We start from the raw sequence: 16,512 nt of genomic DNA on the forward strand, positions 1-16,512 counted from the left end.
GGCGATTTTTGGTTGAATCGAGTTCATTAGAAGGAAGTTCCGATTTGGAATTGGAGACGTTGAATTCTATCGCCTGTCTGCTTGACAATGGGGGTCGCATAGGAAAAGCGCAGGGGCCCCATGGGCGAGATCCAACTCAAACCCACACCTGCTGAAACGCTCAATTTGTCCAACGACAGATCCTCATTGGCACCAAAAGCGCGCCCGGCATCGGTGAAACCGAACAACCTCAGCGTTCTGTCGTTGCCCACGCCCGGAAATGGCGTGATGAACTCAGCGTTAAAAACCACCTTTTTAGGGCCACCTGGGAAGAAAGAGGCCGAATTACCCGATTGGGAAGGTGGAGGGCCCAATGTATTTCTTTCAAACCCGCGAACACTGCCCAAGCCGCCCACATAGTAGTTTTTGAACAATGGGAACGTTTGACCGTTCAAGCCTTGCCCCAAGCCCACATCGGCATTGAAAGCAAATGTGTATTTTTTGGTCAGTGGTATGTACTGTTGGAACTGGTAGCTCGCACGGGCATAGTGGGCGTCACCGGCCAAACTCACATCCGAATTAAACCTTTGCAGAGCACCACGGCTGGGCACCAAGGCACTGTCGCGTCGATCTCTGGACCAACCTACCGTGATGGGCAAAGCAGTTTGCTTTTCACTGTAGGGCCGCAGCAAATCGGGCATTTGGATCTCAACGCCCTCCTTGACTTGGGTTTGTTCTGCCGTGATTCCGAAAAACACGGTATCTGTCTCGGTCACAGGAACCCCAAAACGCGTCCCCACACCGGTATTGATGATTCGGTAAGAGTTGATGTTGCCAAAAAATGGCCGCGTTGTTCGGTGGAACAAATCGAAGGTTCTAGAGATGCCGTTTTGTGTGTAATAGGGATTGGTCGTGCTGATCACCAAGTTTTGATTGAAACGACTGGTATTGACCTCGACCGCCAAAAAATTACCGGAACCGAACGCATTGTCCTGACGGATGCCAAAGTTCAAGGCCACTTTTTCAATCGACGAAAAACCCGCGCCCAAAGAAATACTGCCGGTTGGCTTTTCGGTCACTGTGAACAACAAATCCACCTGATCCTGCGCGCCTGGAACCTCCATGGTTTCAACGTTCACGTTGGTGAAATAACCCAAACGATCGACCCGGTCACGCGACAAACGAATTTTGTCGCCGTCGTACCAAGCCGATTCCAACTGGCGAAACTCTCGGCGAATGACTTCATCCCGGGTGCGGTCGTTGCCGGCCACTTGAATGCGCCGAACGTAGGCGCGCCGGGAAGGCTCCGCCTGCAAGACAAATTGGACGCGGTTGTTTTGACGGTCAATCACGGGTTTGGCCTCAACGCGTGCAAACGCAAAGCCAAACTTGCCAAAATATTCGGTGAATGCTTTGGTGGTCTCTGTCACGGTTTCCGCGTTGTAGGGTTTACCCACTGCAATTTTGATCAGCGCTTTGAACTCATCATCGCGGTCTAAATAATTGCCCTCCAGTTTGACCCCCGAAGTGATGAAGCGCTCTCCCTCGGTGATGTTGATGGTGATCGACATCTCTTGTTTGTTGGGCGACATGGCCACCTGGGTGGAATCAATGCGAAACTCTAAAAAACCACGCGACAAATAAAAAGACCGCAGGGCTTCCAAGTCGGCGTTCAGTTTGGTGCGCGAGTAACGATCAGACTTGGTGTACCAGCTCATCCACCCACCGGTGTCCAAGTTGAACTGATCACGCAATGTTTGGACGGTAAATGTCTTGTTACCGACGACCTCAATCTGAGCAATCTTGGCGGGGCCACCTTCCGTGATGCTGAAGGTCAAATTAACACGGTTACGGTCCACCGGCGTGGTGGTTGAGACCACCTCCGCACCATACAAACTTCGGCTGATGTACTGACGTTTGAGCTCTTGCTCGGCCCTGTCAGCCAAAGCCTTGTCAAAGGGCCTGCCCTCAGACAAACCAATGTCTCTCAGCGCTTTCGTCAAAACATCCTTGTCAAACTCCTTGAGGCCCACAAACTCGACAGACGCCACCGAAGGACGCTCTTCGACCACCACCACCAAGACGTCACCTTGCGTCTCCAAGCGCACATCCTTGAAAAGACCGAGGGCGAAAAGGGCCCGAATGGCAGCGGCACTGCTGTCCGTGGTGAAGCGGTCTCCCACTCTGACCGGCAATGAGGCAAAAACCGTTCCAGGTTCGATGCGCTGAAGGCCCTCAACACGAATATCTCGAACTGTAAAAGGTTCAACCGCCAAGGCCGGCAGACTGATGGCAGCACAAGCGATGGCTTTGATTGCGAATGGTATGCCGTAGCGGCGAGAATCAAAAAAAATCATGGTGCTGTCGTTCAAAGACCAATTCACAACCGGGATCGAAAGTCAAAGTTTCGAACATCGCGGCAAAAGCCCGGCATCCACGTTGCCGTGGCGATGGGCGAAAAGTAATGGATTTTTTGACCATGAAGCCAAAAACCATAAAAGATAATACATCAGGCGCTATCGGCGCAGAGGACCCCGACAGAAGCTGATCAGAGAAGATTCGCAATGATTTGCTCAGCCTTGACCCGACTGCGACTGTCGAGCGCCAACAAGTCGTCCAAGCACAATGGCGCAGAGAACGACATGCTGTCCAAAGACCCTCTGTTGACATGCTGGATCTGATCAAACCGGATGCGTTTATTCAGAAACGCCTCAACCGCCACTTCATTGGCAGCGTTCAAAACAGCGCAACTGCCTGGGGCGCCAAGCAGTGTCTCCCTCGCCAACTGAAGGCCAGGGAAGCGTAAAAGGTGGTTCGGGTCATCCATGGCCTCAAAAGTCATGGCTGACAAGGCATGAAAATCAAGCGCTTGAGCACCCGAAGTGATGCGCTCTGGCCAACTCAGTCCATAAGCGATCGGCACCCGCATGTCGGGTGTCCCCAATTGCGCCACCACCGAGTGGTCACGGTACTGCACCATCGAGTGGATGACACTTTGGGGGTGGATGACGACCTCCAATTGATCGGGCGACATGCCAAAAAGATAACGCGCTTCGATGACCTCCAGCGCCTTGTTCATCATGGTGGCCGAATCCACCGAGATTTTCCGCCCCATCACCCAATTGGGGTGAGCACAAGCCTCTTCGGGCGTCACATTTTTGAGCGTCAGAGGGTCTCTCGTGCGAAACGGGCCGCCCGAGGCGGTCAAGATGATTTTTTGAACGCGACGCTGCCAAGTCGCTGGGTCCTCTGGCAGAGACTGGAAAATGGCGGAGTGTTCACTGTCAATCGGTAGCAACAAAGCGCCGCCCTCTTGAACAGCGCGCAGGAAAACGTCTCCGCCGACCACCAAGGCCTCTTTGTTCGCCAACATGAGTCGCTTGCCTGCGCGCGCTGCCGCGATGCACGGAGACAAACCTGCAGCCCCCACGATGGCGGCCATCACTGAATCCACCTGCGGATCAGAAGCGACCTGATCCAAGGCCTCTGGACCCCAAAGAACACGCACTGACAATCCCTCGGCTTTGACTTTCTCTGCCAACAACTTGGCAGGCTCCTCTTGAACCATGACGGCGAACGCAGGTGAAAAGCGGGCACATTGGGCCAGCATCAGATCCACTTGGCTGGAGGCTGTCAAAGCATGGATGCGGTATTTGCCGGGGTGACGGGCCAACACGTCCAACGTGCTCGTACCGATCGACCCGGTCGACCCCAAAATGGTGATGCACTGGGCTTGCTTCATGCGCTATGTCTCCTGTTCAAATCCAGACCACGAGCATCATGGCCAAAGGCAACGTCGGCAACAAGGCATCGACCCGGTCCAACACCCCACCATGCCCGGGCAACAATCCCGAGCTGTCTTTCATGCCGGCACTGCGCTTGACCAAAGACTCCACCAAATCGCCCACCACACTCATGGCGGACATGAACAGCAAAGCCGGCACAGTCACCCACCAGCCTTTTTCCATGATCAAGGTGAAGAAGCTGGGGATGTCAGATGCCCTATTTTGGTCGAATGCGACCCATGCAAAGGCGACCAGAAAAACACCGACCATCCCACCCAAAACACCCTCCCAGCTTTTACCTGGGCTGATGGAAGGGGCCAGCTTGATGCTGAAAAAACGCCCCCCGAACGAACGGCCAAAAAAGTAAGCAAAGACGTCTGCTGCCCAAACGAGCACCAGCACAGACAAAAGAAAATTAACGCCTTTTTGAAGTGCCTGAGCCAAGGCTAACCAAGCCAGGGCCAACAAAAGCAAGCCGGTCATCCAGCGCAATGTCCGCGGCCAAAGCGCCCAGCCTGACACGCCGCGCTGAATCATCCAGGCCCCCAACAACACCCACATGGCACCCGCTAGCAGCCACAAAACCGGCGGTGTGTCGCGTACCCAGCCAACTTGTTGTGCCAAGATACAAGCCAGCGCACACCACAACGCGCCAAGCCAAGATCGCAGTGAGCCCACGTCATTGAGGCGCCCCCACTCCCAAGCACCCGCAGCAATCAACACCACGGTAAGCACCATGAAGGGCCAAGGGCTGACCGCAAAAAGTGCGGGCAAAAGCAAGGCCAACAGGACGACCGCAGTGATGACACGTTGTTTGAGCACGAACTCTCCAAAAAAAAAGCCGCCTAGAGGCGGCCATTCAGGCCGCGGCAGAGCACGGCACTGAAAGATTTTTTAAACCGCCATGATTTCTTGCTCTTTGGCGGCCACCAACTGATCAATTTCACCCATCCGTTTGTCGGTCAGTTTTTGGATATCCGCTTCAGCGCGCTTTTGATCGTCTTCTGAAACTTCCTTGTCTTTGACCAGTTTTTTGACCGATTCATTGGCATCGCGGCGCAAGTTCCGGGTTGCAATTTTGGCGTTTTCGCCTTCTGTTCGGGCCAACTTGGTCATTTCTTTGCGGCGCTCCTCGCTCATCGCGGGCATGGGCACCCGAATCAACTCGCCAAGAGACGCCGGATTCAGACCCAATTCACTTTCGCGAATGGCTTTTTCAATCTTGGCGGCCATGCTCTTTTCCCATGGCTGCACACTGATCGTGCGCGAATCCATCAAAGACACATTGGCGACCTGAGACAAAGGCACCAAGGAGCCGTAGTAATCCACATGGATGGTGTCCAGCAGCGCCGGGTTCGCACGCCCGGTACGAATGCGGGTCAGGTTATTTTTGAACGCCGCAATGGATTGCTCCATTTTCGTTTCGCATGTTTTTTTGATGTCAGCAATGGTCATGGGGTTCTCCTCGTCAGAACGGTCTCAAGCATAAACCAATGTACCTTCGTCTTCACCCAGAACCACACGCTTGAAAGCACCGTTCTTGATGATCGAAAACACTTTGATCGGCAACTTTTGGTCGCGGCACAAAGCAAAAGCTGTGGCGTCCATGATGCCTAAATTGCGGGATATGGCTTCGTCAAAGCTGATTTCCGTGTAGCGTGTCGCCAGTGGGTCTTTTTTCGGATCAGCCGAGTACACACCATCCACCTTGGTGGCCTTGAGCACCATCTCGGCACCGATTTCGGCCCCACGCAGAGCAGCAGCCGTGTCAGTGGTGAAAAAGGGATTGCCGGTGCCCGCCGCAAAAACCACCACTTTGCCCTCTTCCAGATACTGCAAAGCCTTGGGCCGGACATAAGGTTCCACCACTTGGTCAATGCCAATGGCCGACATCACGCGTGCTGTCAAGCCTGCTTTGTCCAAGGCGTCGGCCAAGGCCAAGGAGTTCATCACTGTGGCCAGCATGCCCATGTAATCGGCGGTGGCGCGGTCCATACCGACCGAGCCGCCCGCCACACCTCTGAAGATGTTGCCACCACCAATCACCACCGCCACCTGCACGCCCAATCGAGTGACCTCGGCAATCTCTTCGGCCATGCGAACAATGGTGGCGCGGTTGATGCCAAAAGCATCGTCCCCCATCAGGGCCTCACCGGACAGCTTGAGCAAAATACGCTTATAGGCTGGCTTGGGTGAAGACATGATGGGCTCCTGGGTGATCAAGTGGGACAATGAAATGGCAAATCAAGAGGTCAACGGAATCAGGCTGCTGCGCTTTGAGCAGCAGCCACTTGAGCGGCCACTTCTGCTGCGAAGTCGTCAACCTTCTTCTCGATGCCTTCGCCAACCACGTACAACGTGAAAGCCTTCACCGTGGTGTTTGCGGCCTTGAGCATCTGTTCAACGGTTTGCTTGTCATTCTTGACAAATGACTGGTTGAACAAAGAAACTTCTTTGAGGTACTTTTGGACCGAGCCTTCGACCATCTTGGTGGCGATGTCGGCAGGCTTGCCCGATTCGGCAGCCTTGGCCGCAGCGACCGAACGCTCTTTTTCAATCAGCTCGGCAGGCACTTCGGCGCTGGTCAAAGACACAGGCTTCATGGCGGCAACGTGCATGGCCACATCTTTGGCGGCGGTTTCGTCACCTTCGAACTCGACCAACACACCAATGCGGGTACCGTGCAGATAGTTAGCGATCTTGGCACCACCCGCCGCACGCTTGAAGCGGCGAAAGCTCATGTTCTCGCCGATCTTGCCGATCAAGCCTTTGCGCACGTCTTCCAATGTCGGGCCAAAGCTGTCTTGGCTGTAAGGCAAGGCCCCCAAAGCAGCGATGTCGGCGGGGTTGTGCTCAGCCACCAACTTGGCAGCGGCATTGGCCAAGGCCAAGAAACTGTCGTTTTTGGTCACGAAGTCTGTTTCGCAGTTGACTTCGATCATGGCGCCTGTGGTGCCGCTCACGAAACTGGTGACCACGCCTTCGGCGGTCACGCGCGAGGCAGCTTTACCCGCCTTGGTGCCCAGCTTGACGCGCAGCAACTCTTCCGCTTTGGCCATGTCGCCCTCGGCTTCGGTCAGGGCTTTTTTGCACTCCATCATGGGCGCGTCGGTTTTTGCGCGCAGTTCAGCAACCATGCTTGCGGTAATTACAGCCATTTGATTTCTCCGTAGTCAGTCTAAAAGTCAGATTAAAAAAAAGGGGCCACAAAGCCCCTTTCGTCGAGTCTTGGGAACTCAAGCAGAAGCGTTGGCTTCTTCGGCTTGGTCGTCAGCAGCCTCAGTGACAGCCTTGACCACGTCGTTGACCGCATTGGCGCGGCCCTCGATGATCGCGTCAGCGATGCCACGGGCGTACAAAGCCACAGCCTTGGCCGAGTCGTCGTTGCCGGGGATGATGTAGTCGATGCCTTCGGGCGAGTGGTTGGAGTCCACCACACCGATCAAGGGGATGCCAAGTTTCTTGGCTTCAGAAATCGCAATTTTGTGGTAACCCACGTCGATCACGAAAATCGCGTCAGGCAGGGCCGCCATGTCTTGGATGCCGCCGATGTCTTTTTCGAGCTTTTCCATCTCGCGCTTGAACATCAGTTGCTCTTTTTTGCTCAAGGTTTCGAGGCCGACTTCTTGCTGGGCCTTCATGTCCTTAAGACGCTTGATCGAGGTCTTGACGGTTTTGAAGTTGGTCAACATGCCGCCCAACCAACGTTGGTCGACAAAAGGCACGCCAGCGCGCTGGGCTTCAGCTGCCACCAGCTCACGGGCCTGGCGCTTGGTGCCGACCATCAGAATGTTGCCGCGGTTGGCGGACAGCTGCTTGGCGAACTTGATCGCGTCCTGGAACATCGGCAGCGATTTTTCCAGGTTGATGATGTGGATTTTGTTGCGGTGGCCGAAGATGAACGGGGCCATCTTGGGGTTCCAGAAGCGGGTTTGGTGACCGAAGTGGACACCGGCTTCCAGCATTTCACGCATGGTAACGGACATAAAAATACTCCAAAGGTTGGGTCTAAAACCAGTCCACTGATCACGCAGGTTAAAAAACCAACGCAACACCTTGATGGGACGGATTCGCGGATGAACTTCACGGGATGGAGGTAGAAAATTGAGACATGTCAAAAATGACACTCAAAAGACACACACCACGCCCAGCAAAGCCTTAGGATTATAGCATCCAGACTCCGCCAAAAGCACCTCATCTCATGAAAGCTGACCTGATCGCCACCCGGCAAGCCATTCGAGCGGGCAAAGCGCATCCTCAGACAGAAGCCGAAAACTGCTTGGAGATGGCCTCAAGCCATGCTTGCAAAGATGTTTTTATCCAGTTAACCCCAGAAGCACTGAAGTCTGCAGCCCATCAACACGCGCTGGGCAACAGCCCCCTTGCCGGACTCTCCGTTTCGCTCAAAGACCTTTTTGATGTCCAAGGCCAAGTCACCCAAGCGGGCTCGGTGGTTCTGTCCGACCAATCGCCCGCCCACGTCGATGGCCTGGCCGTGGCCCGTTTGCGGGCTGCAGGCGCAGGCCTGATTGGCCGCACCAACATGGTCGAATTCGCCTTTTCGGGGGTGGGCATCAACCCGCATCACGGCACGCCCGCCGCCTGGGACGGCCTGCACGACCGGCCCGTTGGCGCACCCGGCCAGCCCCATGCGCCTGGCGGCTCCAGTTCGGGTGCAGCCGTGTCGGTGGCCACAGGCGCTGCCTTCATCGGACTGGGTTCGGACACGGGCGGCTCGATTCGGGTGCCCGCGGCCTTGAACGGCATCGTGGGCTTCAAAAACACCGCCCGCCTGGTCCCCACACAAGGTGCCCTGCCCCTGTCCACCACCCTGGACACGGTGTGTGCCATGACACGTTCCGTGCGCGATGCGATCTTGGCCCACGAAGTCCTGTCTGCCAGACGCGTCGCACTGGGGAAACGCCCATTGTCGGGCTACCGCCTCGCCGTGGCCAAGCACCTGATGCAGGACGGCATGGACACCACGGTGACGCAGGCTTTCGAGCGCAGCCTGAACACGCTCCGATCCGCTGGGGCGCGCATCGACGAGATCCCACTGTCCGAACTGAACGAATTGGCCCCGATGATGAGCACTGGCGGCTTCAGCCCGGCCGAAGGCTTTGCATGGCACCGGGACATGTTGAGCCGCGACAGCGAACGCTATGACCCCCGGGTGCTGCAACGCCTGATGCGCGGCGCGGGCATGAAGGCCCATGAGTACATCGATTTGGTGCAGGCCCGCCAGCACTGGATTCGCCGGGTGGAAACGGCGCTGCTGGGCTATGACGCCATCTTGTCCCCCACCACCCCCATCACCGCGCCCCAAATCAGCGCGGTGGCCCCAGGCGCCGAACGCGATGCCGAGTTCTTCCGGGTCAATGGCTTGATGCTGCGCAACACCAGCGCGGTCAACACCCTGGACGGCTGTGGCATCTCGCTGCCCTGCCACACACCAGACGAGTTGCCCGTGGGCTTGATGGCCTGGCACGGGGCCATGCACGACGACAGCATTTTGCAACTGGCCTTGCTGCTCGAACCCTTGCTCCAAGTGCATTGACCCCATGCACACCCTGAACCGCAGTCATGCCTGGCCCATCCTGGGACCCGGTGAGGTGCGGCTTCTGGAGCCCGCGCTGCAGGCCCTCAGCCCCGCGCCCCTGATGCAAAGCGCCGGTCTGGCCGGTGCCCGACTGGCCATGGCCATTGCGCCGCATGCCCGGCGCGTCTGGATTGCCGTTGGGCCAGGCAACAACGGGGGCGACGGCCTGGAAGCGGCTCTGAATCTGCACCAAAGGGGCAAAGAGGTGGTGGTCAGCCTGATGGCCCCCCGAGGGTCTGGACCATCGGATGCCCAAGCGGCCTTGAAGCGTGCTTTGCAGGCCGGGGTTCGCCTGCTGGATCATGTGCCACACATTTGGTTGCAACAGATGACCGCGCAAGATCTGTGCATCGACGCCCTCCTCGGCATTGGCGCAACACGCCCTTTGAGTCCCGAATTGCAGGCCTGCGTGCAAGCCATGCAATCGTGCACGGCGCCGGTGCTGGCCATCGATGTGCCCACAGGGCTGAACCCGCAATCGGGCCAATGGCTGGGCGGAGAAACAGGCCAGGCCTTGGCTGTGCGCGCCGCCCACACCTTGAGCCTGATCTCGGTGCAAGCCGGTCTGCTCATGGGGCATGGCCGCGACACCAGTGGCCAAATCTGGCTCGACGACCTGGGCTTTCGACCTGACCAACACCAAGCCAAGCCACTGGCCTGGCTCAACACCCCCCACAGCAAGACAGTCAGGGCCCATGCCAGCCACAAAGGCAGCCATGGCGATGTGGCCATCATCGGTGGTGAAAGCATGGCCGCACACGGCATGGGCATGAACGGCGCAGCCATTTTGGCGGCGACTGCGGCCTTGCATGCCGGTGCCGGGCGCGTCATCCTGGCTTGGCTGACCGAGCCTGACGGCGTAAGCGTTCCACCCGATGTGATGCAACGTCCATTCAAACGCTTGGCGCTGGAACAACTGCATGTGGTGTGCGGCTGCGGTGGCGGCAATGCCATTGGGGCAGTTTTGCCCGAGGTGCTGCAGCGCAGTGCCCAGCTGGTCCTGGATGCCGATGGCCTCAATGCGGTGGCGCAAGACCGCCAATTGCAAAACGCGCTGCGCCAACGTGCAGCCCCGGATCCGGCACCGCAAACCACCGTCATCACGCCCCACCCGCTGGAAGCCGCCCGTCTGCTGGACTGCAACACATCGCAAGTCCAAAGCAATCGCATCCAGGCAGCCCAGGAACTGGCCGATCGCTTCCAATGCAGTGTTGTCCTGAAGGGCTCGGGCAGTGTGATCGCCGCGCCCGGTCACACGCCGCGCATCAACACCTCGGGCAATGGTCTTCTGGCCATTGGCGGCACGGGCGATGTATTGGCCGGACTGGTCGGTGCCCGAATGGCACAAGGCCTGAGCGCATTCGACGCAGCATGCGCTGCCGTGGCGCAACATGGCGAAATGGCCGACACATGGCCACAAGGAAGGTCACTCACCGCAAGTCGATTGGCCCGAAAAATTAATTTATAATACCTATTAATTATATTTTGTTGAAACTGACGGAATAATTTTCTTGTTTCTGGAGATAATGACTTCTCATACAAAATAAATGATGTAAAAAACCAGAAATTAATTTTTTTGGCATCATTTTGAAAAATAACTTAACCAATCAAAACGAAAATATCTTCAACCTTTTTCGCGAATGGATGCCGAATGATCGGCGTTCTGCAAAAGATTTTTTCTTTGCTTCATTCAGCCTTTCGGCCATTTTCTGGTTGATCCTGTTGTTTCCAGGACTGCTTTTTCTCAATGAACCCCATGCGGCCTGGTCCACGCTGATCACCGCCGCCGTCATTCTCATCAATTTTGTGGTCTGGTGCCTGGGCGTCCCTTTGGTTTGGGCGCATTCGGTTTTTCAAATCAGCATCGTTGTTTTAATCATTTTCAATGCCCTTCACATGGGTGGTGTGGCATCGCCTGCCATGGTTTGGCTGGGCATCGTACCCATCTTGCCGTTTTTTGTGGTCTCCAGAAGATGGAGTTATTTTTGGATTTTCATCACATTTTTTGTGGTGTTGTCCATGTTTTTTGCCCAATCCAAAGGACTCATTGACACAGGTGATACCGGGTCACCAGCGCTGTGGGCCACGATGATCGGTCTGCTAGCGATCACACAGGCCATGTTGGTCATCACTTATGACTCTGCCAATTCAGAGCACATTCGAAACATCAAAACAAAAAATGAACAACTCAGAAATCTGACGGATCGTTTGCAAATCGTCAATGCTGACAAAGATAAATTTCTGGCCACGGTCAGCCATGAACTGCGCACACCACTGAATGTCGTGATTGGGTATCTGAACTTGCTCAACAGCAACCGTCAATTGCCCTCTCAGGCTTCTGAGCAAATCAAGCACGCCTTGAATTCCTCTTCACTGTTGCTCACCGTGGTCAACGACCTGCTCGATTACACGCAAATCAAACAGGGGCAATTGGCATTTGTACCCCAAACCATTCAACTGAAGAACGTTATTTTCGAAGCGCATTCAGCCTTGGTTAGCAAAGCGTCAGAACAAAAGCTGGCCTATTTTCTTGAACTGAGCGACAAACTGCCGACTTGGGCCCATATCGACCCCAACCGGCTGACCCAAATCATCTTCAACCTGCTGAGCAACGCCATCAAATTCACACCCAAAGGGTTCGTGGAACTGCGCGCAGATTACATTCCAAACAATGCATCAAGCGGCAATTTGCATCTGTGCGTCACAGATTCGGGCGTGGGCATTCCGCTGGAATCACAGCAATCCGTGTTTGAGCCATTTGTCCAACTCGACAACCAGCATCGGACCACACAGGATGACGCACTGAGGGGCAATGGCCTGGGTTTGTCGATTGTCGAGAGCCTGATTCGAGGCTGGGGCGGGTCCATACAACTGCTCAGCACGCCCAATCAGGGCACATGCTTTGAAGTTTGGCTGCCCTTTGACACTGTCCACCCCAAGAAAGGCTATTCACAGGGGTCAGCAGACCATTTTGCGGACAAAGTCTTCACCGACAACCTCAAGGTTCTGATTGTGGATGACCATGCCCTCAACCGAATGGTTGCAGCCGCCACCATTCACCAATATTTGCCCAACGCGGTGATGGACGAGGCCAAAAACGGCTTTGAAGCCCTCGAAAAAATGTCCACCCAACTCTACGACGTGGTCTTGATGGACCTGGTCATGCCTGACATGACAGGAACAGAAGTGGTCAGAAGAATTCGGATCGAAAGTCCAGCGCCCTACCAAAATGTCAGGGTGGTGGCATTCACAGCCAATCTGTCCGAAGCGGCCAGGAAAGAATGCCATGAAATCGGGATCACGGAAATGCTGCCTAAGCCGCTTAACCGTGAAGCCCTGATTCAAACCCTCCGAAACAATTCGGTCTGAAACTCATGCATGGCTTGCCGTCATGCATGGCTTGCCAAAGATCACCGAGAAGCATCCAACACCAAGGTTTCTCCCAAAGGCGTGGCTTGCCCCCCTTTGCTGGACATGGAGGTCACACGGACCTTGTTGGGGTCAAAACCCACTTGCAGAAAAGATTGCTGATCCGCTGAACCACTCAAAAAGACAGGCACCGTCTGACCACTGGGTGTTTGAGCGTCCTTGATTTTTCCAATGGTGGAATGCAAGTGACCGGCAAAGATGGCCACCACCGGATGACCATCGATGGCCTGCAGGAATTCATCAGGCAAAGCTGGCTTGTGCATGTTGATGATGATCGATTGGCCGCGTGCCTTGGCGCGGGCCAGATCTGCGCGCAGCCATTCAATGGATGCACTGATTTTCAGTCGGTCAATCTTGTAGTTGGGTGCATTGTGCAGCTGCACAAAATGATAGCGCCCACGGTTCCAAGAGTAAGCCAAGCTTCCTGCATCAAAGCTCTCGATGGTGTGCGCTGGCATATTCTTCGTATAGCCCGCAAACACCGAACCCCGGATCAGGTTGATGGCATTCTTGGCACACCGGTCTTTGTCCCAGCTGAACGACAGGCACGATCCAAGGTTGTTTTCATAGTCGTGGTTGCCAAGGCCCAGGAACACAGGCGACTGCAACACATGGGGATACGCCCATGGGAATGCCTTATCATAAAAAGCCCTGAATTCAGACACCTGTTCTGGATGAAAGTAAGCAGTCAAATCACCATTGATCACGGTGAATGCCAGTGGTGCAGCGCTAGCTTGCAAAGTGTTTTGCAAGCCATTGACAGACTGAACCAGATTCAAGTTGTATGCCCGACTGTTGGCCAAGACGCTGTCTGCGGTGCTTTTGCCAGCCCTCGCCTGGGCAGAGGTCTCATCCCAAGGCAGTTGCGTGTCTGAAATCACGGCGACGGTGAAGGCTTCATCGGCGGGTTGACCATCGACCGGCTTCACAAAACTGTCTGTCGCGATCGCAGCCACCGCGCTGCTGGACACCTGGCCACGCACATAGGCGTTCAGACTGTTGCGGACACAAAGCCCCAACCGGAGAGTCTGCCCAGCGGGGCACTGATTGGCCAAACCGGTGGTGGACCTGGGCAAGATACTTTTTGGACGGGTTTCGTAGATGGGCACATTGACGCAGCCAAAGATCGTGCACACACGCTTGCTCGTGTTGCGGAAGAAGAATGCACCGGCATCACTCCAGCCCGCTGGTGTTTTTTGGGTACACGCCACTTCGCTCGAATTGTGCGTAGAGGGACACGCATTGAAACAGACACCCAGGATATTTTCTTGCCCGGGTTTGCACGATGGCGTGCTCACACAATTGCCTTGGGTCAAGCATTCACTGGCGCGAACCTGCACGCAAACACCACCGATGCCCGCGTATTCCGGCTTGCACTGTTGGTAGCACATCGGAGATTGCTGGCTCAACAAGCCGTGTTCGGGGTACTCGGCTGGACACAGTTTTTCGTTGTAGCCTTTTGCTTGCGCATCTGGTGCCATCAGCAAAAAACCACAAAAAAGGCCCAACACAAGCACCCGCATGGGATTGAAGTTCGCGCATTGAAGCGCAGCCTTGGCAAGAAAGTTCATGATCGAATCTCCATAAAAATGGTTGCTCTGCCGAGCGCTAGGAGTCGCAAAGATGGATGGATCACAAGACATGCTGCACCCGAGCCTGTTGGTCGATCAGCGCATGCGCTGCGGCATTTGTCCACAAGGCGTAGCTGTGGTTGTCCACCACCGCCGTGCTGCCCGTGTCCACCCAGCCCGTGCTGTCCAGTTGCACCACATCGTTGGCATCGGCTTGCACCACCACCAACTTCTGCACTGCGGCCAGCACATCGGACAAACGCACTTCGGTCACATCGGCTGTGTGGTTGCCCGACACGTCGATCTTCGACTGCCCCGTGGCTTGGCTGACAAAGTCAGCCAGCGACTGGCTGCTGAACCACACGTCGGCCATGTCGTGCACCTGGCCATTCGCATCGGTCCAGCCCGACACCAAGCCCAGCGTGTTGCCCTTGTCGGTTTGTGTGCCCTCCTGAGCTTTGAGGTCCAGCGAGGCAATGCCCAACTGCGAGAGTGAGTGCAGCTCGCCCAAATCGGTCTTGCCGTCCACGTTGGCATCCACCCAGACTTGCAGGTCTTTGAACACCGCGTCTTGGGCGTTGATCACGCCATCGGCATTCAAGTCGTACTGGCGCAAGGCCTGGTAACCGTCTTGGGCTTTGCCGCCCGTGAACAGATCGGTGCCGCTGCCAAACAACTCGCTGCCGTTGTGGATTTGGCCGTCCTGGTTCAGATCCAAAACCAGCAAGCCGTCTTTGCCGTCGCTCCAGCCGGTGAGCGCAGACTGGCCGGTATGGTTCACATCAAACACCACGCCGTTGGCCACACCACTGGTGCGCACGCCATCGCCATTGAGGTCAAGAATCAAGGGCGTATTGCCGTTCAACGTGAAAGTGATTACAGACGTCGATTGGTTGCCCGCTTCATCGAAAAGCGTCACATTCAGCGTTCGTGGTAACGAGGGTGGGTTGGCGTTGGTGTTTTTGTATTGAATTGTCGAGAGCAGACTTTCCACATCTGCGACAGTCACTGCTGATACCGGGGTGAAGGTGTAGTTTCGGCCGGAACTCCCACTGCCAGAAACAGTCCAGGTCTTGCCACCGTAGGTGAAAGTAGTGGTGTCGTCGTTGGTGGTGGGGTCGGGGGTGCCGAAGCTCGCATCGGTGGCATCCAAGTCCAAGCCTCCGATGAGGAGACGTTCGGCGTTTCCTTGCGTAAGGCTTCCGGTAAAGCGCAAGCTGAAACGAGTGGGCAATTCGCTGACAGACAAATTGCTGGGGTTGAGTGCTGCGCTGAGCATCTCGCCACTCACGCACGAGGTGACCCTTGTGACGTCCTCACCTGCAGAGGCTCCGTTGAAATCCACAACGGGAGCGGTGGTGTCAATCACCGGCAGCGCAGGGCTGTCAATGGTGGGAATCGCGCCGCTGTAGGTGAAGGCATTGCCCGCCGCATCGGTGATGCCAGCGACCAAAGCACTCTTGAGTGCTGCCTCATCCATCGCAGCTTGCCCGTTTTGCAACGCGGCCACTGTGTAGGTCAAGGTGCGGGTGTTGCTGCCATCGGTGCCCGACCAAGTGGCCGATACGCCGATGCCCCCCACCGTGAAGACGGTGCTGTTGGTGCCACTGGTCAGGCCGTTGACGCTATCGTCAAAGGTGAGGGTCAGCTTGATGGTCTCGCCTGCGCTGTTGCCCGCGGTCCCGGCCATTGTGGTGTAGCTCACCGCAGGCGCAGTGCTGCCGTGCAGACTGGGCGCTGCGGTGTCTACCGCTTGGCTGTAGTTGGCCGGGGCCGTGGCCACGTTGCCCGCTGCGTCGATCACGCCCGTGGTGCTGGTGGTCAGCACCACGGGGGTGGTGCTGTTGGCCGCAGGTGTCACCACCAGGGTGTACGTCGTGCCGTTCACCGGTGTGAAGGCTCCTTTGGTGCCGCCAGTGACGCTGACTTTAGTGGTATCAAAGCCCGTCACCGCTTCAGCAAAGGTGTAGGTAAATGTCACTGCGCCCGTGGCCGTGCTTGCTGCGTTGTCGCTGATGACCACCGTAGGCGCGGTGGTGTCGGCCACAAAGCTGCCCGTGGCCGCAGGTGTGCTGCCGCTGACTGCGTTGCCTGCTGTATCGGTCAGGCCTGCCACCATATTGCCCACCACCGCGATGCTGCCCGTGTC

General features: G+C 56.1%; 12 protein-coding genes. 3 read left to right on the forward strand and 9 right to left on the reverse strand.

Features of this window, described 5'->3' with window-relative positions; all coding sequences use genetic code 11:
- Positions 1-26: 26 nt before the first annotated feature.
- From bamA to rpsB, 7 genes are all read right to left on the reverse strand, one after another.
- The gene (gene bamA, locus B472_RS15470; protein WP_020424612.1) at positions 27-2,336 is read right to left on the reverse strand and encodes an outer membrane protein assembly factor BamA; all 2,310 of its coding nucleotides are present in this window, start codon (positions 2,334-2,336) and stop codon (positions 27-29) included.
- A 191-nt stretch (positions 2,337-2,527) separates the two neighbouring features.
- Positions 2,528-3,721: a 1-deoxy-D-xylulose-5-phosphate reductoisomerase gene (dxr, locus tag B472_RS15475; RefSeq protein ID WP_019427520.1), complete on the reverse strand. Its 1,194-nt coding sequence runs from the start codon at positions 3,719-3,721 to the stop codon at positions 2,528-2,530.
- 16 nt (positions 3,722-3,737) lie between these two features.
- Positions 3,738-4,586 carry a phosphatidate cytidylyltransferase gene (locus B472_RS15480; protein ID WP_019427521.1) on the reverse strand — a complete coding sequence of 283 codons (849 nt, stop codon included), beginning with the start codon at positions 4,584-4,586 and terminating at the stop codon, positions 3,738-3,740.
- A gap of 72 nt (positions 4,587-4,658) precedes the next feature.
- Positions 4,659-5,219 (reverse strand): ribosome recycling factor, encoded by a 561-nt coding sequence (frr, locus tag B472_RS15485; protein ID WP_019427522.1) that lies wholly within the window; start codon positions 5,217-5,219, stop codon positions 4,659-4,661.
- A gap of 24 nt (positions 5,220-5,243) precedes the next feature.
- Positions 5,244-5,966 (reverse strand): UMP kinase, encoded by a 723-nt coding sequence (pyrH, locus tag B472_RS15490; RefSeq protein ID WP_026039652.1) that lies wholly within the window; start codon positions 5,964-5,966, stop codon positions 5,244-5,246.
- Positions 5,967-6,025: 59 nt separating this feature from the next.
- Complete coding sequence (gene tsf / locus B472_RS15495) at positions 6,026-6,922, reverse strand: translation elongation factor Ts (protein WP_026039653.1); 897 nt, start codon at positions 6,920-6,922, stop codon at positions 6,026-6,028.
- A 78-nt stretch (positions 6,923-7,000) separates the two neighbouring features.
- Complete coding sequence (rpsB, locus tag B472_RS15500; protein WP_026039654.1) at positions 7,001-7,750, reverse strand: 30S ribosomal protein S2; 750 nt, start codon at positions 7,748-7,750, stop codon at positions 7,001-7,003.
- 215 nt (positions 7,751-7,965) lie between these two features.
- Here rpsB and B472_RS15505 point away from each other — a divergent pair, with 215 nt between their 5' ends.
- The 3 genes from B472_RS15505 (at position 7,966) to B472_RS15515 (ending at position 12,732) form a co-directional block, all read left to right on the forward strand.
- Positions 7,966-9,321, forward strand: coding sequence for an amidase (locus B472_RS15505; protein WP_019427526.1), 1,356 nt, complete (start codon positions 7,966-7,968; stop codon positions 9,319-9,321).
- 4 nt (positions 9,322-9,325) lie between these two features.
- A complete protein-coding gene (locus B472_RS15510; RefSeq protein ID WP_019427527.1) occupies positions 9,326-10,831 on the forward strand; it encodes a bifunctional ADP-dependent NAD(P)H-hydrate dehydratase/NAD(P)H-hydrate epimerase in 1,506 nt (501 codons plus the stop codon).
- A 254-nt stretch (positions 10,832-11,085) separates the two neighbouring features.
- Positions 11,086-12,732 (forward strand): ATP-binding protein, encoded by a 1,647-nt coding sequence (locus B472_RS15515; protein WP_192877886.1) that lies wholly within the window; start codon positions 11,086-11,088, stop codon positions 12,730-12,732.
- 41 nt (positions 12,733-12,773) lie between these two features.
- On the opposite strand, the gene B472_RS15520 is transcribed toward B472_RS15515, so the two are convergent.
- Both B472_RS15520 and B472_RS17110 read right to left on the reverse strand, forming a co-directional pair.
- Positions 12,774-14,363: a metallophosphoesterase gene (locus B472_RS15520; protein ID WP_019427529.1), complete on the reverse strand. Its 1,590-nt coding sequence runs from the start codon at positions 14,361-14,363 to the stop codon at positions 12,774-12,776.
- Between the two features lie 61 nt (positions 14,364-14,424).
- Positions 14,425-16,512 (reverse strand): Ig-like domain-containing protein (locus tag B472_RS17110; protein WP_019427530.1); only part of this gene is annotated, 2,088 nt, incomplete at its 5' end.

The organism is Limnohabitans sp. Rim28 (genome assembly GCF_000293865.2).
In the GTDB taxonomy this organism is placed as follows: domain Bacteria; phylum Pseudomonadota; class Gammaproteobacteria; order Burkholderiales; family Burkholderiaceae_C; genus Limnohabitans_A.

What these genes read in the sequence shown, in the direction of transcription:
- dxr (WP_019427520.1), bottom strand. Translation starts at nt 3,721, where the DNA reads ATGAAGCAAGCCCAGTGCATCACCATTTTGGGGTCGACCGGGTCGATC.
- bamA (WP_020424612.1), bottom strand. Translation starts at nt 2,336, where the DNA reads ATGATTTTTTTTGATTCTCGCCGCTACGGCATACCATTCGCAATCAAA.
- tsf (WP_026039653.1), bottom strand. Translation starts at nt 6,922, where the DNA reads ATGGCTGTAATTACCGCAAGCATGGTTGCTGAACTGCGCGCAAAAACC.
- rpsB (WP_026039654.1), bottom strand. Translation starts at nt 7,750, where the DNA reads ATGTCCGTTACCATGCGTGAAATGCTGGAAGCCGGTGTCCACTTCGGT.
- frr (WP_019427522.1), bottom strand. Translation starts at nt 5,219, where the DNA reads ATGACCATTGCTGACATCAAAAAAACATGCGAAACGAAAATGGAGCAA.
- B472_RS15505 (WP_019427526.1), top strand. Translation starts at nt 7,966, where the DNA reads ATGAAAGCTGACCTGATCGCCACCCGGCAAGCCATTCGAGCGGGCAAA.
- pyrH (WP_026039652.1), bottom strand. Translation starts at nt 5,966, where the DNA reads ATGTCTTCACCCAAGCCAGCCTATAAGCGTATTTTGCTCAAGCTGTCC.
- B472_RS15510 (WP_019427527.1), top strand. Translation starts at nt 9,326, where the DNA reads ATGCACACCCTGAACCGCAGTCATGCCTGGCCCATCCTGGGACCCGGT.
- B472_RS15520 (WP_019427529.1), bottom strand. Translation starts at nt 14,363, where the DNA reads ATGAACTTTCTTGCCAAGGCTGCGCTTCAATGCGCGAACTTCAATCCC.